Below are 17,493 nucleotides of genomic sequence, written 5' to 3'. Positions count from 1 at the left end.
TTGGCCAATTGGCGCAGAGGGGCGGGTTTCACGGGGGCGATTCCCTGCCTATCCTGAAGGGACCCCCCGGGTCGCCCCGGCGACTGCACGATGAGGAGGACTCCGTGCCGCTCTCAGAGCACGAGCAGCGCATGCTCGAGCAGATGGAGCGAGCGCTGTACGCCGAAGATCCCAAGTTCGCGACAGCGCTTGAGGGAAGCGGGCTGCGTACGTACACCCGGCGACGGGTCTACCAGGCGGTCGCGGGCTTCCTCGTAGGTATCGCGCTCCTCATGGCCGGAATGGTCGCCAAGCAGGTCTGGCTCAGCGTGGTGGGCTTCCTCGTCATGCTGGGCTGCGCGGTACTCGCCGTGACCGGTTGGCGCAAGGCCCCCAAGCCGGGCGAGCAGCCCGCCGCGGGAGCCCCCCACGCCGGCCGTCAAGGACGTCAGCGGCGTTCGATGATGGATCGCATCGAGCAGCGCTGGCAGCGACGCCGCGACGAGCAACAGGGCCACTGACTCCCGAACGCTCCCACGACGTGAGTGAGGGGTTGCCGTCCACCGGACGGCAACCCCTCACGCATGCCGTGACATGGGCAGACGCACGGCGCCGGGGCACCGCGGACACGTGAGGGGGCCGGCACCCACCGGGTGCCGGCCCCCTCACCTCGTTCCGTCGGGTCCTCTCAGCCGCTCTGCTGGCCGAACGGGCGGCGGGCGAGTGCCGCCGACCAGCCGGCCGCCACGCGGCCCTTCATCGCAAGCCACCGATCATTGAGGTCCCACAGCGCGCGAACGGCCGAACGCGGGGCGACGACCGCGCGGACCCGGGTCCGCCACCCGGCCCGGGAGCGCAGCGCCCCCCGCAGCGCGCGCACGTCGTCGGCCAGCCCGGACTCCGCGCGCGGCTCCGGTGCGAACAGCACCTGCTCCACGGCGGTGGCCACCCGGTGCACCGACCGGGACGTCGGCTCGTCCAGATGGCCGAGCCGCACGATCCGCGCGGCCGCCTTGCGCGGGGTCAGCGCGTCGTCCGGCGCGATGCCGTAGTCCCAGGCGGTGTCCGTCAGTTCGCGCCAGAGGGCCAGCACATGCCCGGCGGCGCTCTCGGCGGCGTACCGCTCGTCCGGCTGCACGGCGAGGGTGCTCACCGCGACGTCGTCACCACCGTCCGCACCCGGGGGCGCGGAGCCGGTGTGCCGGGCCGAGGCCAGCCGCACGGACCGTCGTCTGAGCCGCCACAGCATGGGCAGCAGCGGCACCACGACCAGCGCGGCCACCAGCAGCGTCCAGCCCGCCGTCTCGTACCATGGCCGGCCGCCGTCGTCCGAGGAGCCCGGGTCCAGCGGCAGCGCTCCGCCGCACATCTGGTCCCGCCGGTCCTGTTCCGCGCAGCTGGCGCTCGCGGACGGCTCGGCCGAGGGGGCCGTGTCCGCGGGCTGCGAGGCCTCCGGCAGGTCGGGGATGTCGCTGGGCACCTCGGGCTGGGTGTACGAGGGCGTCGAGCCCCGGTTCGGGGTCGGCTCGAAGCGGGTCCAGCCCACGCCCTCGAAGTACAGCTCGGGCCACGCGTGCGCGTCCCGGAGCCCCACCGTCACCGTGCCGTCCGCCTGCGTCGTGCCGGGCGCGAAGCCCACGGCGACCCGGGCCGGAATGCCGAGCGTGCGGGCCATCGACGCCATGGCGAAGGAGAAGTGGACGCAGAAGCCCCGCTTGTCCCGCAGGAAGCGGGCGATCGCCTGCGAGCCGCTGCCCGCCTGCACCTCGGTGTCGTACTGGAAGCCGCCGCTCACCGCGAAGTAGTCCTGGAGCGCGACCGCCTGCTCGTAGGGGTTCTTGGCCTCGCTGGTGATCTCGCGGGCCGTGCGCGACACGACGCCCGGCAGCGAGTCCGGCACCTGGGTGAACTCGCGCTGGAGCACCGAGGGCGGCTCCGGTGCCGAGGCCAGCTGCTCCGCCGTCGGCCGGACGTCGAGGCTGGTGACCTCGTAGGTGGAGCCGCGGGTCGTCTGGCCGTGGTCGCCGACGAGCGTCATGCCGACCGGCTCGTAGCGCCAGTTGCCGTCGACCTCCACGCCGCTCGGCGGATAGGGCATCGGCAGCCAGTCCTGGGCGTACGAGTCCGAGGCAGCGATCCGGGTGCGGACCTCGGCGCGCCGGACGTCCGGGCCGAGGCCCGCGGGGGTCGGGAGCTCGTCGGGCACCGCGACGATGTTCCGCCGGGAGGGCTTCCAGGTGGTGCCGTCGAAGTCGTCGAGGGACACGATCCGCAGATACATGTTGGAGAGGTCGCCCGTGCTGGTGCGCAGGGTCATGACCGTGCGGTCCTCTTCGACGTTCAGGCTGTCGCGCAGGGACACCAGCGGGTTCACCGCGGAGATCGTGCCGCCGCCCTGGCCGCCCGTGCCGACACCCGTCCCGGCCGGGTCCAGCAGGCCGCCGTCCATAGCGGGCAGGGCCAGCGGGACGGCCAGGGCTATGCCCAGCGCCACCACACCGATCCGCCGCCCCGCGCGCACCGGCGCCACCGGACCGCTCGGCTCCCCGCCACGGCCGCGCTGCGCGCCGCCGAAGACCCGGCCCCACTGCGACAGCCGGTCGCGTCCTTCCACGAGCAGCAGCATCAGATAGCCGGCCGCCGCGATCAGGAACCACACCCAGCCGCCGGCGCCGTCGGACAGACCCGCGGCCACCGAGTACAGCGCGAGCAGCGGGAGCCCGGCGGGGGCGGCGCTGCGGAAGGTCACCGCGAGCACGTCGACGGCGAGCCCGATCACCAGCACGCCGCCTACGAGCATCAGCTTGATGCCGACGGACAGCGGTGCCGGGATGGCGTACCGCCCGACGTCCTGGGTGCCCTGCTGGAGCAGGTCGGCGAAGTGCACGAAGGCGTCGGGGCCCGGGATCACCCCGATGATCGCGTACTCCGGGGCGAAGACCAGGGTCAGCAGCATCAGCGTGACCAGGGTCTGCACGGTCACCGTCAGCGGACGCGCCAGCGGCACCCGCCGGGCGGCCGCGCCCACCCCTGTCTGAAGGGCCAGCAGGACGGCCGCCTGGAGGAACCAGGACACCTGGTCGACCAGGGGCAGCAGCGCGCACGCGGCCATCAGCGTCGCCGCCGTGGCGCACAGCGCCATCCGCGCCTGCCCGCTCATGACCACCCCTCCCCGCCGGCCGTGCCGCCCGCCGCCACGACGCCCGTGCGCTCCCGCTCCGCCTGGCGCCACAGCTCGTGCAGCGGCGCGCCGCGCGGGACCCGCACGGCCGTCCAGCCGGCCTCGCGCAGCATCCGCAGCCGGTCCTCCTCACCGGTCAACGGGCCGGGCACGTCGGTGGGTTCCCGCACCCAGTCCGCGCTGTCCAGGACGAAGGCGACCGCGCCGCCGGTGCGCTGGCGCATCCGGGCGGCCACCGCCGCCTGCTCCTCGTCGAGGTCGCCGAAGAAGGCCACCAGCAGCCCCTCGTGCCCGCCGCGCAGCAGGTCGTACGCCCGCGACAGGCCCGTGCCGTCGGAGTGGTCGATCACCGCGAGGGTGTCCATCATCAGTCCGGCCGCGTCCGCCGACTCCTGGCTCGCACCGGCGAAGCCGTCGGCGCCCTCCCCGGGCACCGACGTGCCGGTGTCCGTCAACAGCCGGACCGAGAAGCCGCGTTCGAGCATGTGCACCAGCACGGACGCGGCGCCCGCGACGGCCCACTCGAAGGCCGAGTCGGGGCCCGCGCCCGCGAAGGCGACGCCCCGGGTGTCCAGCAGCACCGTGCAGCGCGCGCGCTGCGGCTGCTCCTCGCGGCGCACCATCAGCTCGCCGTAGCGGGCGGTGGAGCGCCAGTGCACACGGCGCAGGTCGTCGCCGTAGCGGTACCCGCGCGGGATCACGTCGTCCTCGCCGGCCAGCGCCAGCGAGCGCAGCCGGCCGTCGCCGTACCCCTTCGCCTCGCCGGTCAGCCGCACCGGAGGCAGCGCCTCCACGCGCGGGATCACCGTCAGGGTGTCGTACGTGGAGAAGGACCGCGTCAGCTCGCACATCCCGAACGGGTCGGTCAGGCGCAACTGGAGCGGGCCGAGCGGATAGCGGCCGCGCAGGTCGGAGCGGACGCGGTAGGACACCTCGCGGCGGCCGCCCGGCTCCACGCGGTCGAGCACGAAACGCGGGCGCGGGCCGAGCACGTACGGCACCCGGTCCTGGAGCATCAGCAGTCCGGTCGGCAGCCGGGAGACGTTGTCCATCCGCAGATGGACCCGCGCCTCGGCACCGGCGGGCACGCGCGCGGGGGCGAGCCTGCGGCTGCCGGCCACCCGGTAGCGCGTGCGGTACAGCACCGTCGCGCACACCAGGGGGAGCGCCGCCAGCAGCAGGCCGACCCGGAGCAGGTCGCTCTGGCCGAGGACGTAGGCGCACACCGCGGCGGCGATCCCGGCGGCGAGGAAGGACCGGCCGCGGGTGGTCAGACCGGACAGGGCCGTGCGGGGTCCGCCCTTGTCGCCCTGGGCGGCGTCGGTGGACCCGGGAGCCGCCGGGGCGGTCATCACAGCCTCCGGGGCGGCTGCTGGCCGTACGCCTGTGCCCCGTGGCCGAGGCCGCCGAAGGCGTTCTGCTGGGGTGTCGAGGGCACGGGGGTGCGCTGCAGGATCTCCTGGACCACCTGCTCCGCCGTGCGGCGGTTGAGCTGGGCCTGCGCGGTGGGCAGCAGGCGGTGCGCCAGCACGGCCACCGCGAGGGCCTGGACGTCGTCCGGCAGGGCGTAGTCCCGGCCGGAGAGGGCCGCCGAGGCCTTCGCCGCGCGCAGCAGGTGCAGCGTCGCGCGCGGCGAGGCGCCGAGTCTGAGGTCGGGGTGGTTGCGGGTGGCCGCGACCAGGTCCACCGCGTACCGCCGGACGCTCTCGGCGACGTGGACGCCGCGCACCGCCTCTATCAGCTTCACGATCTCGTGCGCGTGCGCCACCGGCTGGAGGTCGTCCAGCGGGCTCACCCCGCCGTGCACGTCCAGCATCTCCAGCTCGGCCTCCGCGCTCGGGTAGCCGATGGAGACCCGGGCCATGAAGCGGTCGCGCTGTGCCTCGGGGAGGGGGTAGGTGCCCTCCATCTCGACCGGGTTCTGCGTGGCGACCACCATGAAGGGGCTGGGCAGCTCGTAGGTCTGCCCGTCGATGGTGACCTGGCGCTCCTCCATCGACTCCAGCAGCGCGGACTGGGTCTTCGGCGAGGCGCGGTTGATCTCGTCGCCGATCACGATCTGGGCGAAGATCGCGCCCGGCTTGAACTCGAAGTCCCGGCGCTGCTGGTCCCAGATGGACACCCCGGTGATGTCCGAGGGCAGCAGGTCGGGCGTGAACTGGATACGCCGCACCGAACAGTCGATGGACCGTGCCAGCGTCTTGGCCAGCATCGTCTTGCCCACGCCGGGGACGTCCTCGATCAGAAGATGCCCCTCGGCGAGCAGTACGGTCAGCGAAAGCCGCACGACCTCGGGCTTGCCCTCGATCACTTCTTCCACCGCACTGCGGACCCGATCCGCGGTGGCAGTCAGATCAGTGAGGCTCGCTCGATCGTCATAGGTCGTCACCCGGCCCTCCTCGGCCCGTTACTTTCTTACGGGCCGACGCTCTGCGATGCGTATCCGGCCCACCCCGAAACACGGACACCACGCGTGAATGGTCCCGCGTGACGCCGCCACCCGCATTCTTGCTGCCGTTACCGATTCGTGTCACTCGACTGTGGACAACTGGCCGCGATATGTCGGGTCTTACGGCAATTTGTTCTGCCCTGTGCCCGGGGATCCCGAAGAACGAGAGCCCCGGGCGACGGTCACGCGGGGTCGATCTCGCGCAGCAGGCCCGTCCGCACGTCGAACACGAAGCCGCGCACGTCGTCGGTGTGGAGCAGGAACGGCGAGGTGCGCACCCGCCGCATCGACTGCCGGACGTCCTGGTCGACGTCCTTGAAGGACTCCACCGCCCAGGCGGGACGCTGGCCGACCTCCGCCTCCAGTTCGGTGCGGAAGTCCTCGGTGAGGGATTCCAGCCCGCAGCCGGTGTGGTGGATGAGGACCACGCTGCGGGTGCCCAGCTTGCGCTGGCTGATGGTGAGCGAGCGGATCACGTCGTCGGTCACGACGCCGCCCGCGTTGCGGATGGTGTGGCAGTCGCCGAGCTGCAGGCCGAGTGCGGCGTGCAGGTCGAGCCGGGCGTCCATGCAGGCCACCACCGCGACCTGGAGGACCGGGCGGGCGTCCATGCCCGGGTCGCCGAAGGCGGCCGCGTAGCGCTCGTTGGCCTCGACGAGACGGTCGGTGACGGTGCCGACGCCGGCTATGGCGTCCTCAGGGCCGGCGGGAACCGATGCAGAAGTCGTCATGGTGATGACGGTACTGGTCACGGACGGGCGGGTCCTGTTGTGCGGCAGGACAAAGAACGTCATCGGGCCTTGATGTGAGCTAACCCACACGCGTGGCGCCGTGCGGCCTTCCGAGTGATCCCCGCCGGCGCGCGGGTCGTCGCCGACGGCCGCCGCGACGCGCAGGCCGGTTGATTGACCGGGACAGAGGGTGGACTAAAGTGACGCGAAGCGGGAGGCGAGGCTCTCCCCGCTGCAGCGAATTCCCCGGATTCCGGCGTGGCCGCCGGAGATCTCCCACGTGCGCGGCGCGTACGTACGGCTCGGCCTCCACCGCTCCCGGCCGGCTGACGCCTCCGGCGCCGGCAGGCCTTCCCTTCACTGGGGGTCCCCCAGCTCGCTGGGGGAGGACGGGGACCCGGCAGTACGTGCGGCCCGCCGGACCTGAGAGGGCCCCTTGAGCCAGAGTCGACACGTCCCGGTGATGCTCCAGCGGTGCCTGGACCTGTTGGCACCCGCCCTGGAGCGGCCCGGAGCCGTGGTCGTCGACTGCACGCTCGGCCTCGGCGGCCACAGCGAGGCGCTCCTCGCCCGCTTCCCCGAGGCCCGCCTCGTCGCCCTGGACCGGGACAAGGAGGCGCTGCGCCTGTCCGGCGAGCGGCTCGCGCCCTACGGGGAGCGCGCCCACCTCGTGCACGCCGTGTACGACGAGCTGCCCGAGGTGCTGGACAGGCTCGGCATCGCGCGCGTGCAGGGCGTCCTGTTCGACCTCGGGGTCTCCTCCATGCAGCTCGACGAGGCCGACCGCGGCTTCGCCTACGCGCAGGACGCCCCGCTCGACATGCGCATGGACCAGTCGACCGGCGTCGGCGCCGCCGAGGTCCTCAACACCTACCCGGCCGGTGAGCTGGTGCGGATCCTGCGGGCGTACGGCGAGGAGAAGCAGGCCAAGCGCATCGTGGCCGCCGTCGTGCGCGAGCGCGAGAAGGAGCCGTTCAGCAACAGCGCGCGGCTGGTGGAGCTGATCAGGGACGCGCTGCCGCAGGCCGCCAAGCGCACCGGCGGCAACCCGGCCAAGCGCACCTTCCAGGCCCTGCGCATCGAGGTCAACGGCGAGCTGTCCGTGCTGGAGCGGGCGATCCCGGCGGCGGTCGCGGCGCTGGACGTCAGGGGGCGGATCGCCGTGCTGTCGTACCACTCGCTGGAGGACCGGCTGGTCAAGCAGGTCTTCGCGGCGGGCGCCGCCACCACCGCGCCGCCCGGGCTGCCGGTGGTGCCCGAGCAGTACCAGCCCCGGCTCAAGCTGCTCACCCGTGGTGCCGAACTTCCCACCGAGGAGGAGGTCGCCGAGAACCGCAGGGCGGCCCCGGCGCGACTGCGCGCCGCCCAGCGGATCAGGGAGGACGTCTCGTGAGGCAGCCGACGGGGCGGGGGCTCGGCTGCGGACCCCGCAGCGGGTCCCCGGTCCCCCCTCACCGCACGACCGGGTCCGGCATCCGCGCCAGGGGAGGGTGAGTGAGCAGGAAACCCGAACTGAGGGGAAGGGCGGCACGGCTCGCGCAGCTGCTCCCCACCGGACGGGCGCAGGCCGCGCGGACGCCCTTCGTCCTGCTCGTCGTCCTGCTCCTCGGCGGCGGCCTCATCGGCCTGCTGGTGCTGAACTCCGCGCTCAGCGAGGGGTCGTTCCAGCTGGACGACCTCCAGAAGGAGACCAAGAACCTCACCGACGAGGAGCAGGCCCTCCAGCGCGACATCGACGCGTACTCGGCCCCCCACGCCCTCCAGCGGCGCGCCCGCGAACTCGGCATGGTCCCCGGCTCGGACCCCGCCTTCCTCGACCCCGACGGCACCGTCAAGGGTGTCCCGTCCGCCGTCGCCGCCGAACCGGCCTCCGCGCAGGGCCCCCTCGTCCTCGCGCCCGAGGCGATGGCCACCGGCCCCGCGCCCACCCTGTCCGGTTCACCCGCGCCCATGGGCACCCGCACCGCCCCCACGGCCGCCGCGACCACCACCCCGACGCCCCCGGCCACCCGCACGGCAGCACCGACCGGCACCCCCGGCGGCGCGTCCTCCCGGGCGCCCGCCGGCCCCCCCGCCCCCCTCCCGCCCACACCCTCCGGCAGGTGACGGAAGTGACCGACAGGGAACCGCCGCGCCGCCGCGTGCCCGGACCCGCGCGGCCCGACCACCCGGCGGGCCGGCGGCGCCCCGGTCCCGGCGCCCGCCCGGCCCGCGGGCCCGGCCGGCCCCGTCCCGCGGCCCCGCCCGCCCTCCGGCTCGGCAGCCCCCGCCCCCGGCTGCGCCTGATCGGCTTCGCGCTGACCCTCGTGATGATGGTCTTCGTCGTCCGGCTGCTCCAGGTGCAGGCGGTCGACGCGAGCGCCTACGCGGCCAAGGCGCAGCAGAACCGGTATGTCGTGCACACTCTCGCCGCCCAGCGCGGCGAGATCACCGACCGCACCGGCGTGGCCCTGGCGACCAGCGTCGACGCCTACGACATCACCGCCGACCCCACGCTGTTCACCCGCGAGCAGCTGAAGATCGACGACGCGCCCGAGCAGGCGGCGGCGCTCCTCGCGCCGATCCTCGGCACGGACCAGGCCGAGCTCACGAGCAAGCTGCGTCCCAAGGACGGCAAGCTCCGCTACGTCAGGCTCGCCACGCGGCAGACCCCGCAGGTCTGGAAGCAGATCAAGGACCTGAGGACCGCGCTGGCCGCGAAGGCGGAGACCGACAGGAGCACCGTCAACGTGCTCGGCGGCGTCCTCGCCGAACCCAGCAGCAAGCGGGTGTACCCGGGCGGCGACCTGGCCGCCGGGATACTGGGCTGGGTCAACGCCGAGGGCAAGGGCGGCGGCGGTGTCGAGCAGCAGCTGGAGGAGCAGCTGGCCGGCGAGGACGGCAAGATCCGCTACGCCCAGTCCGGCGGCCTCCAGGTGCCGACGGTCGGTTCCACCGAGACGCCCGCGGTGCCCGGCTCCGACATCGAGCTCACCATCGACCGCGACATCCAGTGGGCCGCGCAGAACGCCATCGCCGAGCAGGTGGAGGAGTCGGACGCGGACCGCGGCTACGTGATCGTGCAGGACACCCGCACCGGCGAGATCCTCGCCATGGCCAACTCGCCCGGCTTCGACCCCAACGACCTGACCACGGCCGACGCGGCCGCCATGGGCAACGCGGCGCTCCAGGACGCCTTCGAGCCCGGCTCCACCGCCAAGGTCATGTCGATGGCCGCCGTGCTGGAGGAGAACGTCGCCACGCCCCAGACGCACGTCGTCGTGCCCAACCGGCTGCACCGGGGCGACCGGCTGTTCCAGGACGACATCGACCACCCGACCTGGTACCTGACGCTCAACGGCGTGCTGGCCAAGTCCAGCAACATCGGCACCATCCTGGCCACCGGGCAGCTCGGCAGGACGCAGGCGGAGGCCAACCGGGTACTCCACACGTACCTGCGGAAGTTCGGCATCGGCGGCTACACCGGACTGGACTTCCCCGGCGAGACCAAGGGCATCCTGGCGCCGCCGGACCAGTGGTCGACGTCGCAGCAGTACACGATTCCTTTCGGCCAGGGCGTGTCCATCAACGCGATGCAGGCGGCCTCCGTGTACTCCACCATCGCCAACGGCGGCATGCGCGTCGAACCCACGCTCGTACGCGGCACCAAGGGACCCGACGGACGCTTCACGCCCGCCCAGGAACCGGACAGGACACGGGTGGTGAGCCAGAAGACGGCCACGACGCTCGCCCGGATGCTGGAGTCGGTCGTCGACGACGAGGAGGGCACCGGCACCAAGGCGCGCATCCCCGGCTACCGGGTCGCGGGCAAGACCGGCACCGCCAACCGTGTGGATCCGGACACCGGCAAGTACCGCGGCTACACCTCGTCCTTCGCCGGATTCGCACCCGCGGACAAGCCCCGCGTCACCGTCTACTGCGCCATCCAGAACGCCACCAAGGGCAGCTACTTCGGAGGCCAGATCTGCGGCCCCGTCTTCAAGCAGGTGATGGAGTTCGCCCTGAAGACCCTCCAGGTCCCGCCGACGGGAGCCGGGCCCGCGAGGCTCCCGGTCACCTTCAAACCCTGAGCAGCACGAGCACCCCCAGGAACCATCCGTGACAACGATCACCCCCGATCCCGGGAACCAGAGCAGCCCCCGCCCCTCACTTCGCTCCGGAGCGGGTGCGCCCGGTACGCTCACCGCCGTGCCACACGCTGATCAGTCCCCCACCACTCAGAAGGACGTTCCCGTGACCTACCCGGGACCGCCGAGGCCGGAACGGGTCTCCGCCACACCCCTCGCGGAGCTCGCCGATCAGCTGGGTGTCACCGCCCCGGAAGGAGCCGCCGCGGTCACGGGGATCACCCATGACTCGCGCGCCGTCCGCCCCGGAGACCTGTACGCCGCGCTGCCCGGCGCCCGCGTGCACGGCGCCGACTTCGTCACCCAGGCCGTCGGTCTGGGCGCCGCCGCGGTGCTGACCGACCCGGCCGGCGCCGAGCGCGCCGCCGCCACCGGGCTGCCGGTGCTCACCGTCGCCGACCCGCGCGCGGAGATGGGCGAGCTGGCGGCGACGATCTACGGCCACCCGGGCCGCGAGCTGCTCCAGATCGGCATCACCGGCACCTCCGGCAAGACCACCACCGCCTATCTGGTCGAGGGCGGGATCAGGACGGGCCGCAGCGCCGGTCTGATCGGCACGGTCGAGACCCGGATCGGCGACGAGCGCATCAAGTCCGAGCGCACCACGCCCGAAGCCACCGATCTGCAGGCCCTGTTCGCCGTGATGCGGGAACGCGGGGTCGAGGCGGTCGCCATGGAGGTCTCCAGCCACGCGCTGGTCCTCGGCCGGGTCGACGGCTGCGTCTTCGACGTCGCGGTCTTCACCAACCTCAGCCCGGAACACATGGAGTTCCACTCCGACATGGAGGACTACTTCCGGGCCAAGGCGCAGCTGTTCACGCCGGAGCGCAGCAGGCTCGGCGTGGTCAACGTCGACGACGAGTACGGCCGCAGGCTCGCCCGGGAGGCCGGCGTCCCGGTCGTCACCTACTCCGCCGAGGGCCACCCCGACGCCGACTGGCGCGCCGAGGACGTCGAGGTCGGCCCGCTGGACTCGCCGTTCACCGTGGTCGGTCCGGACGGCGCGCGGATCCGTGCCAGGTCGCCGCTGCCGGGGCCGTTCAACGTGGCGAACACCCTCGCCGCGATCGTCGCGCTCGCGGCCGCCGGCTTCGACCCGCAGACCGCCGCCGACGGCGTCGCCGCCGTGCCGGGGGTGCCGGGCCGCCTGGAGCGGGTGGACGCCGGCCAGGACTACCTCGCGGTCGTCGACTACGCCCACAAGACGGACGCCGTCGAATCCGTCCTCAAGGCGCTGCGCAAGGTCACCAAGGGTCAGGTGCACGTCGTGCTCGGCTGCGGCGGCGACCGGGACACCACCAAGCGGGAGCCGATGGGCGCGGCCGTGGCCCGGCTCGCCGACACGGCCGTACTGACCTCCGACAACCCGCGCTCCGAGGACCCCCTCGCGATCCTCGCCACCATGCTGCAGGGCGCGGCGACGGTGCCCGCGCACGAACGCGGGGAGGTGCTGCTGTTCGAGGACCGGGCCGCCGCCATCGCCGCCGCCGTCGGCCGGGCGCGGCCGGGGGACACCGTACTGGTCGCGGGCAAGGGCCATGAGCAGGGCCAGGACATCGCCGGGGTGGTCCGTCCGTTCGACGACCGCCAGGTTCTGCGCGAAGCAATCCGGAAGACCCAGGGATGAAAATCCAGAAGACCCAGGGGATGAACTTGTGATCGCCCTCTCCCTCGCCGAGATCGCAGAAGTCGTCGGCGGGCAGACGCACGACATACCGGATCCGTCGGCACAGGTGACCGGACCGGTCGTCCGGGACTCACGTGAGGTCGTGCCCGGCAGCCTGTTCGCCGCCTTCGTCGGCGAACGCGTGGACGGCCACGACTACGCGGCACAGGTCGTCGGGGCGGGCGCGGTCGCGGTACTCGCGTCGCGTCCCGTCGGCGTGCCCGCGATCGTCGTGGACGACGTCCCAAGCGCCCTCGGCGCCCTCGCCCGGCACGTCGTGCGCGAGCTCGGCACCACCCTCGTCGCGCTCACCGGCTCCGCGGGCAAGACCAGCACCAAGGACCTGATCGCGCAGGTGCTCCAGCGCAAGGCGCCGACGGTGTGGACGCCCGGATCGTTCAACAACGAGATCGGGCTGCCGCTGACCGCGCTCAGCGCCACCGAGGAAACCCGCTTCCTGGTACTGGAGATGGGCGCGCGCGGCATCGGCCACATCCGGTACCTCACCGGCCTGACGCCACCGAAAATCGGCCTGGTGCTGAACGTCGGCACCGCGCACATCGGCGAGTTCGGCGGCCGGGAACAGATCGCGCAGGCCAAGGGCGAACTGGTCGAGGCGCTGCCGCCGGCGGAGGACGGCGGCGCCGCGATCCTCAACGCCGACGACCCCCTCGTACGCGCCATGGCCTCGCGCACCAAGGCCAAGGTGGTCCTCTTCGGAGAGGCCGACGAAGCGGACGTACGGGCCGAGAACGTGCGTCTGACGGACTCCGGCCAGCCCTCTTTCACCCTTCACACACCCTCCGGGTGCAGTGATGTGACCATGCGCCTGTACGGTGAGCACCACGTGTCGAACGCGCTCGCCGCGGCCGCCGTCGCCCATGAGCTGGGCATGTCCGCGGAAGAGATCGCCACCGCGCTCTCCGAGGCAGACTCCCTCTCCCGCTGGCGTATGGAGGTCACCGAGCGCCCGGACGGCGTGACGGTCGTCAACGACGCCTACAACGCGAACCCCGAGTCCATGCGGGCCGCCCTGCGCGCCTTGGTGGCCATGGGCAGGGGGCGTCGTACGTGGGCGGTGCTCGGCAAGATGGCCGAGCTCGGGGACGAGGCGCTCGCCGAGCACGACGCGGTCGGGCGGCTCGCCGTCCGGCTCAACGTCAGCAAGCTCGTCGCGGTCGGGGGCAGGGAAGCCGCCTGGCTGCAACTGGGCGCATATAACGAGGGTTCGTGGGGTGAGGAGTCGGTGCACGTGTCCGACGCACAGGCGGCGGTCGACCTGTTGCGCAGCGAGTTGCGCCCGGGGGACGTCGTCCTCGTGAAGGCGTCCCGTTCGGTCGGGCTGGAGAGTGTCGCCGAGGCGCTGCTCGCCACGGGTGCCGAGGGTGAGGTCGCCGCCCGATGATGAATCAGATCCTGTTCGCGGGCGTCATCGGCCTGTTCCTGACGCTGGTCGGCACACCGCTGCTGATCAAGCTGCTGGCCCGCAAGGGCTACGGCCAGTACATCCGCGACGACGGTCCGCGTGAGCACGCCAGCAAGCGCGGTACCCCCACCATGGGTGGTATCGCCTTCATCTTCGCCACGATCGCCGCGTACTTCCTGTCGAAGGTGATCACCGGCAAGCCGCCGACCTTCTCCGGTCTGCTGGTGCTCGGTCTGATGGCCGGCATGGGTCTGGTCGGCTTCCTGGACGACTACATCAAGATCGTCAAGCGGCGTTCGCTGGGTCTGCGGGCCAAGGCGAAGATGGCCGGCCAGCTGATCGTCGGTATCGCCTTCGCGGTGCTGTCGCTCCAGTTCGCGGACAACCGCGGCAACACCCCGGCCTCCACCAAGCTGTCGTTCATCACCGACTTCGGCTGGACGATCGGCCCGGTGCTGTTCGTCATCTGGGCGCTGTTCATGATCCTCGCGATGTCGAACGGCGTGAACCTCACCGACGGCCTCGACGGCCTCGCCACCGGCGCCTCCGTGCTCGTCTTCGGCGCCTACACCTTCATCGGCGTCTGGCAGTTCCAGGAGTCCTGCGCCAACGCGGGAACCCTGACGAACCCGGGCGCCTGCTACGAGGTGCGAGACCCGCTCGACCTCGCCGTGGTCGCCTCGGCCCTCATGGGCGCCTGTCTGGGCTTCCTGTGGTGGAACACCTCGCCGGCCAAGATCTTCATGGGTGACACCGGCTCCCTGGCGCTCGGCGGTGTCCTCGCCGGTCTGGCCATCTGCTCCCGCACGGAGCTGCTGCTGGCCATCCTCGGCGGTCTCTTCGTGCTGATCACCATGTCGGTGGTCATCCAGGTCGGGTCGTTCCGCCTCACCGGCAAGCGCGTCTTCCGGATGGCACCACTGCAGCACCACTTCGAACTCAAGGGCTGGTCCGAAGTCCTCGTCGTGGTCCGCTTCTGGATCATTCAGGGCATCTGTGTGATTGTCGGACTGGGCCTCTTCTATGCGGGATGGGCAGCGGAAAAGTGACCTCCTCGGAGCTCAAGGGCAAGCACGTCACCGTCGCCGGGCTCGGCGTCTCCGGCGTCCCGGCGGCCAAGGTCCTGCACGGCCTCGGCGCGCACGTCACCGTCGTCAACGACGGCGCCGACGAGCGCGCCCGGGCCCAGGCCGCGGAGCTGGAGGCGCTCGGCGTCACCGTCCGCCTCGGCGACGGCGCCACCCTGCCCGAGGGCACCGAGCTGATCGTCACCGCGCCGGGCTGGAAGCCGGACAAGCCGCTATTCACGGCGGCGGCCGAGGCAGGGGTCCCGGTCTGGGGCGACGTCGAACTGGCCTGGCGGCTGCGGGGCCCCGACGCCGCCCCCTGGCTCGCCGTCACCGGCACCAACGGCAAGACCACGACCGTCCAGATGCTCGCCTCGATCCTGCGGGCGGCCGGACTGCGCACCGCCGCCGTCGGCAACATCGGCGTCTCGCTGCTGGACGCGGTGCTCGGCGAGGAGCGCTACGACGTCCTCGCCGTCGAGCTGTCCAGCTACCAGCTGCACTGGGCGCCCTCGCTGCGCGCCCACTCCGCGGCCGTGCTGAACCTCGCTCCCGACCACCTCGACTGGCACGGCTCCATGGAGGCCTACGCCGCCGACAAGGGCCGCGTCTACGAGGGCAATCGCGTCGCCTGCGTCTACAACGCGGCCGACAAGGCCACCGAGGACCTGGTGCGCGCGGCGGACGTCGAGGAGGGCTGCCGGGCCGTCGGCTTCACGCTGGGGACCCCGGCGCCGTCCCAACTCGGCGTCGTGGAGGGCATCCTGGTCGACCGCGCCTTCGTCGAGGACCGCCACAAGAACGCCCAGGAGCTGGCCGAGGTCTCGGACGTCAACCCGCCGGCCCCGCACAACGTCGCCAACGCCCTTGCGGCGGCGGCCCTCGCCCGCGCCTACGGCGTGCCCGCCCGCGCCGTGCGGGACGGTCTGCGCGCCTTCACCCCGGACGCCCACCGCATCGCGCACGTCGCCGACGTGGACGGGGTGGCCTACGTCGACGACTCCAAGGCCACCAACACCCATGCCGCCGAGGCCTCGTTGGCGGCCTACGAGTCGATCGTGTGGATCGCGGGCGGACTGGCCAAGGGCGCGGCCTTCGACGAACTGGTCGCCAAGTCGGCGAAGCGGCTTCGCGGGGCCGTGCTCATCGGCGCCGATCGCGCCCTGATCCGGGAAGCCCTGGCGCGACACGCGCCGGAAGTACCCGTCGTCGACCTCGACCGGACCGACACTGGGGCGATGCTCGCGGCTGTCCGGGAGGCGCGGCGCCTGGCCGTCACCGGAGACACGGTGCTTCTGGCACCTGCCTGTGCCTCCATGGACATGTTCGCCGACTACAACAAGCGAGGAGACGCGTTCGCGGAGGCGGTTCGCGAACTCGGCGCGGGCGCCTGACGGCGGGTCTCGGCCACGGCGGGTGCTGTGGGGACCCTTGGAGGGACAGGTGACTCGGATGAGGCTCGCTCTTGGCCGGCTACGGCTCCCCGCCGGTGGGAGCCGCTGATGTCCGGCAGCCGTACCGGACGTCCTCCGGTCCCCCGACCCGTCCGTGTGTCCGACGCCCCCCGTCCGCCACGGGAGAACCGCGCGGTACGGATCTACATCCGCGTGCGCCGGGCCTGGGACCGGCCGCTGACCGCGTACTACCTCATCCTCGGCGGCAGTCTGCTGATCACCGTGCTGGGCCTGGTGATGGTCTACTCGGCCTCCCAGATCACCGCGCTGCAGATGTCCCTGCCCGGGTCGTACTTCTTCCGCAAGCAGCTGCTGGCCGCCGTCATCGGCGCGGTGCTGCTGTACGTCGCCTCCCGGATGCCCGTGAAGCTGCACCGGGCGCTCGCCTACCCGATCATCGCCGGCGCGGTCTTCCTGATGGCCCTGGTGCAGGTGCCGGGGATAGGGATGGCGGTCAACGGCAACCAGAACTGGATCTCCCTCGGCGGCTCCTTCCAGCTCCAGCCCAGCGAGTTCGGCAAGCTCGCGCTGGTGCTGTGGGGCGCGGACCTGCTCGCCCGCAAGCAGGACAAGAACCTGCTCGCGCAGTGGAAGCACATGCTGGTGCCGCTGGTGCCGGTCGCCTTCATGCTGCTCGGCCTGATCATGCTCGGCGGCGACATGGGCACCGCGATCATCCTCACGGCGATCCTGTTCGGGCTGCTGTGGCTGGCGGGCGCCCCGACCCGGCTGTTCGTCGGTGTGCTGGCGGTCGCCGCGGTGCTGGGCGTGATCCTCATCCAGAGCAGTTCCAACCGGCTCGACCGGTTCCGCTGCATCGGCGCCACCGAGATGGGCCCCGACGGCTCCTGCTGGCAGGCCGTGCACGGCATCTACGCCCTGGCCTCCGGCGGACTCTTCGGTTCCGGACTGGGCGCGAGTGTGGAAAAATGGGGGCAACTCCCCGAAGCGCACACCGACTTCATCTTCGCCGTCACCGGTGAGGAACTGGGCCTGGCGGGGACGCTGTCGGTGCTCGCCCTGTTCGCCGCTCTAGGCTATGCGGGTATCCGCGTGGCCGGAAGCACGGAGGACCCCTTCGTCAGGTATGCCGCGGGAGGCGTGACCACCTGGATCACGGCCCAGGCCGTGATCAACATCGGTGCGGTGCTCGGCCTGCTGCCGATCGCCGGAGTCCCCCTTCCGCTGTTCTCCTACGGGGGATCCGCCCTGCTGCCGACCATGTTCGCCATCGGGTTGCTGATCGCCTTCGCGCGCGACGAGCCCGCTGCGCGGGCGGCGCTTGCGATGCGGCAACCCCGCTTTGGTAGAAAACGGGGGGCCGGGGGTACTGCGTCCAATCGGAGTCCCCGGAGTTGGAACACGATGCGACGGCGCGCCACGGCGCGCTCGTCCGGAGAGCGGTGAATTTCG

13 protein-coding genes are annotated in these 17,493 nt (G+C 72.3%); 9 read left to right on the top strand and 4 right to left on the bottom strand.

The annotated features are described in order from the left end of the window. Window positions 1-104: 104 nt before the first annotated feature. Window positions 105-500: a DUF3040 domain-containing protein gene (locus tag ACIP2X_RS24210; RefSeq protein ID WP_365448555.1), complete on the top strand. Its 396-nt coding sequence runs from the start codon at window positions 105-107 to the stop codon at window positions 498-500. Between the two features lie 167 nt (window positions 501-667). Here the strand turns inward: ACIP2X_RS24210 and ACIP2X_RS24205 are convergent, their stop codons facing one another. The 4 genes from ACIP2X_RS24205 to ACIP2X_RS24190 all read right to left on the bottom strand — a co-directional run bounded on the left by ACIP2X_RS24205 (window position 668) and on the right by ACIP2X_RS24190 (window position 6,340). After that, entirely contained in the window at window positions 668-3,139 is a 2,472-nt protein-coding gene (locus ACIP2X_RS24205; protein WP_401676434.1) for a DUF3488 and DUF4129 domain-containing transglutaminase family protein, read from the bottom strand. Then, window positions 3,136-4,512, bottom strand: coding sequence for a DUF58 domain-containing protein (locus tag ACIP2X_RS24200; protein ID WP_401676433.1), 1,377 nt, complete (start codon window positions 4,510-4,512; stop codon window positions 3,136-3,138). The genes ACIP2X_RS24205 and ACIP2X_RS24200 overlap by 4 nt, the downstream gene beginning before the upstream one ends. Further along, entirely contained in the window at window positions 4,512-5,549 is a 1,038-nt protein-coding gene (locus tag ACIP2X_RS24195; protein WP_401676432.1) for an AAA family ATPase, read from the bottom strand. Before ACIP2X_RS24195 ends, ACIP2X_RS24200 begins: the two co-directional genes overlap by 1 nt. Before the next feature lie 242 nt (window positions 5,550-5,791). Further along, window positions 5,792-6,340, bottom strand: a complete 549-nt coding sequence (locus ACIP2X_RS24190; protein WP_401676431.1) for a beta-class carbonic anhydrase — start codon at window positions 6,338-6,340, stop codon at window positions 5,792-5,794. Window positions 6,341-6,776: 436 nt separating this feature from the next. Here ACIP2X_RS24190 and rsmH point away from each other — a divergent pair, with 436 nt between their 5' ends. From rsmH to ftsW, 8 genes are all read left to right on the top strand, one after another. Then, on the top strand, window positions 6,777-7,733 hold the full coding sequence (rsmH, locus tag ACIP2X_RS24185; RefSeq protein WP_401676430.1) for a 16S rRNA (cytosine(1402)-N(4))-methyltransferase RsmH: 957 nt from the start codon (window positions 6,777-6,779) through the stop codon (window positions 7,731-7,733). 101 nt (window positions 7,734-7,834) lie between these two features. After that, complete coding sequence (locus ACIP2X_RS24180; RefSeq protein WP_401676429.1) at window positions 7,835-8,446, top strand: septum formation initiator family protein; 612 nt, start codon at window positions 7,835-7,837, stop codon at window positions 8,444-8,446. A 5-nt stretch (window positions 8,447-8,451) separates the two neighbouring features. After that, window positions 8,452-10,410, top strand: coding sequence for a peptidoglycan D,D-transpeptidase FtsI family protein (locus tag ACIP2X_RS24175; RefSeq protein ID WP_401676567.1), 1,959 nt, complete (start codon window positions 8,452-8,454; stop codon window positions 10,408-10,410). Between the two features lie 163 nt (window positions 10,411-10,573). Continuing rightward, the gene (locus ACIP2X_RS24170) at window positions 10,574-12,094 is read left to right on the top strand and encodes a UDP-N-acetylmuramoyl-L-alanyl-D-glutamate--2,6-diaminopimelate ligase (protein WP_401676428.1); all 1,521 of its coding nucleotides are present in this window, start codon (window positions 10,574-10,576) and stop codon (window positions 12,092-12,094) included. 28 nt (window positions 12,095-12,122) lie between these two features. Continuing rightward, entirely contained in the window at window positions 12,123-13,538 is a 1,416-nt protein-coding gene (gene murF, locus ACIP2X_RS24165) for a UDP-N-acetylmuramoyl-tripeptide--D-alanyl-D-alanine ligase (protein ID WP_401676427.1), read from the top strand. Further along, window positions 13,535-14,608 carry a phospho-N-acetylmuramoyl-pentapeptide-transferase gene (gene mraY, locus ACIP2X_RS24160; protein ID WP_401676426.1) on the top strand — a complete coding sequence of 358 codons (1,074 nt, stop codon included), beginning with the start codon at window positions 13,535-13,537 and terminating at the stop codon, window positions 14,606-14,608. Before murF ends, mraY begins: the two co-directional genes overlap by 4 nt. After that, on the top strand, window positions 14,590-16,020 hold the full coding sequence (murD, locus tag ACIP2X_RS24155; RefSeq protein ID WP_401676425.1) for a UDP-N-acetylmuramoyl-L-alanine--D-glutamate ligase: 1,431 nt from the start codon (window positions 14,590-14,592) through the stop codon (window positions 16,018-16,020). The genes mraY and murD overlap by 19 nt, the downstream gene beginning before the upstream one ends. Window positions 16,021-16,128: 108 nt before the next feature. Then, window positions 16,129-17,487, top strand: coding sequence for a putative lipid II flippase FtsW (gene ftsW / locus ACIP2X_RS24150; protein WP_401676424.1), 1,359 nt, complete (start codon window positions 16,129-16,131; stop codon window positions 17,485-17,487). Window positions 17,488-17,493 lie beyond the last annotated feature (6 nt).

Origin of the sequence: Streptomyces sp. NPDC089424 (assembly GCF_044749345.1) — a bacterium.
Taxonomy (GTDB): Bacteria; Actinomycetota; Actinomycetes; order Streptomycetales; family Streptomycetaceae; genus Streptomyces.
Note: the sequence above shows the minus strand (reverse complement) of the source record. Positions and strands in the feature narration are given on the sequence as shown.

Coding starts and splice junctions, on each gene's coding strand:
- ACIP2X_RS24205 (WP_401676434.1), bottom strand. CDS start 3,139: ATGAGCGGGCAGGCGCGGATGGCGCTGTGCGCCACGGCGGCGACGCTG.
- ACIP2X_RS24200 (WP_401676433.1), bottom strand. CDS start 4,512: ATGACCGCCCCGGCGGCTCCCGGGTCCACCGACGCCGCCCAGGGCGAC.
- ACIP2X_RS24190 (WP_401676431.1), bottom strand. CDS start 6,340: ATGACGACTTCTGCATCGGTTCCCGCCGGCCCTGAGGACGCCATAGCC.
- mraY (WP_401676426.1), top strand. CDS start 13,535: ATGATGAATCAGATCCTGTTCGCGGGCGTCATCGGCCTGTTCCTGACG.
- murD (WP_401676425.1), top strand. CDS start 14,590: ATGGGCAGCGGAAAAGTGACCTCCTCGGAGCTCAAGGGCAAGCACGTC.
- ftsW (WP_401676424.1), top strand. CDS start 16,129: ATGTCCGGCAGCCGTACCGGACGTCCTCCGGTCCCCCGACCCGTCCGT.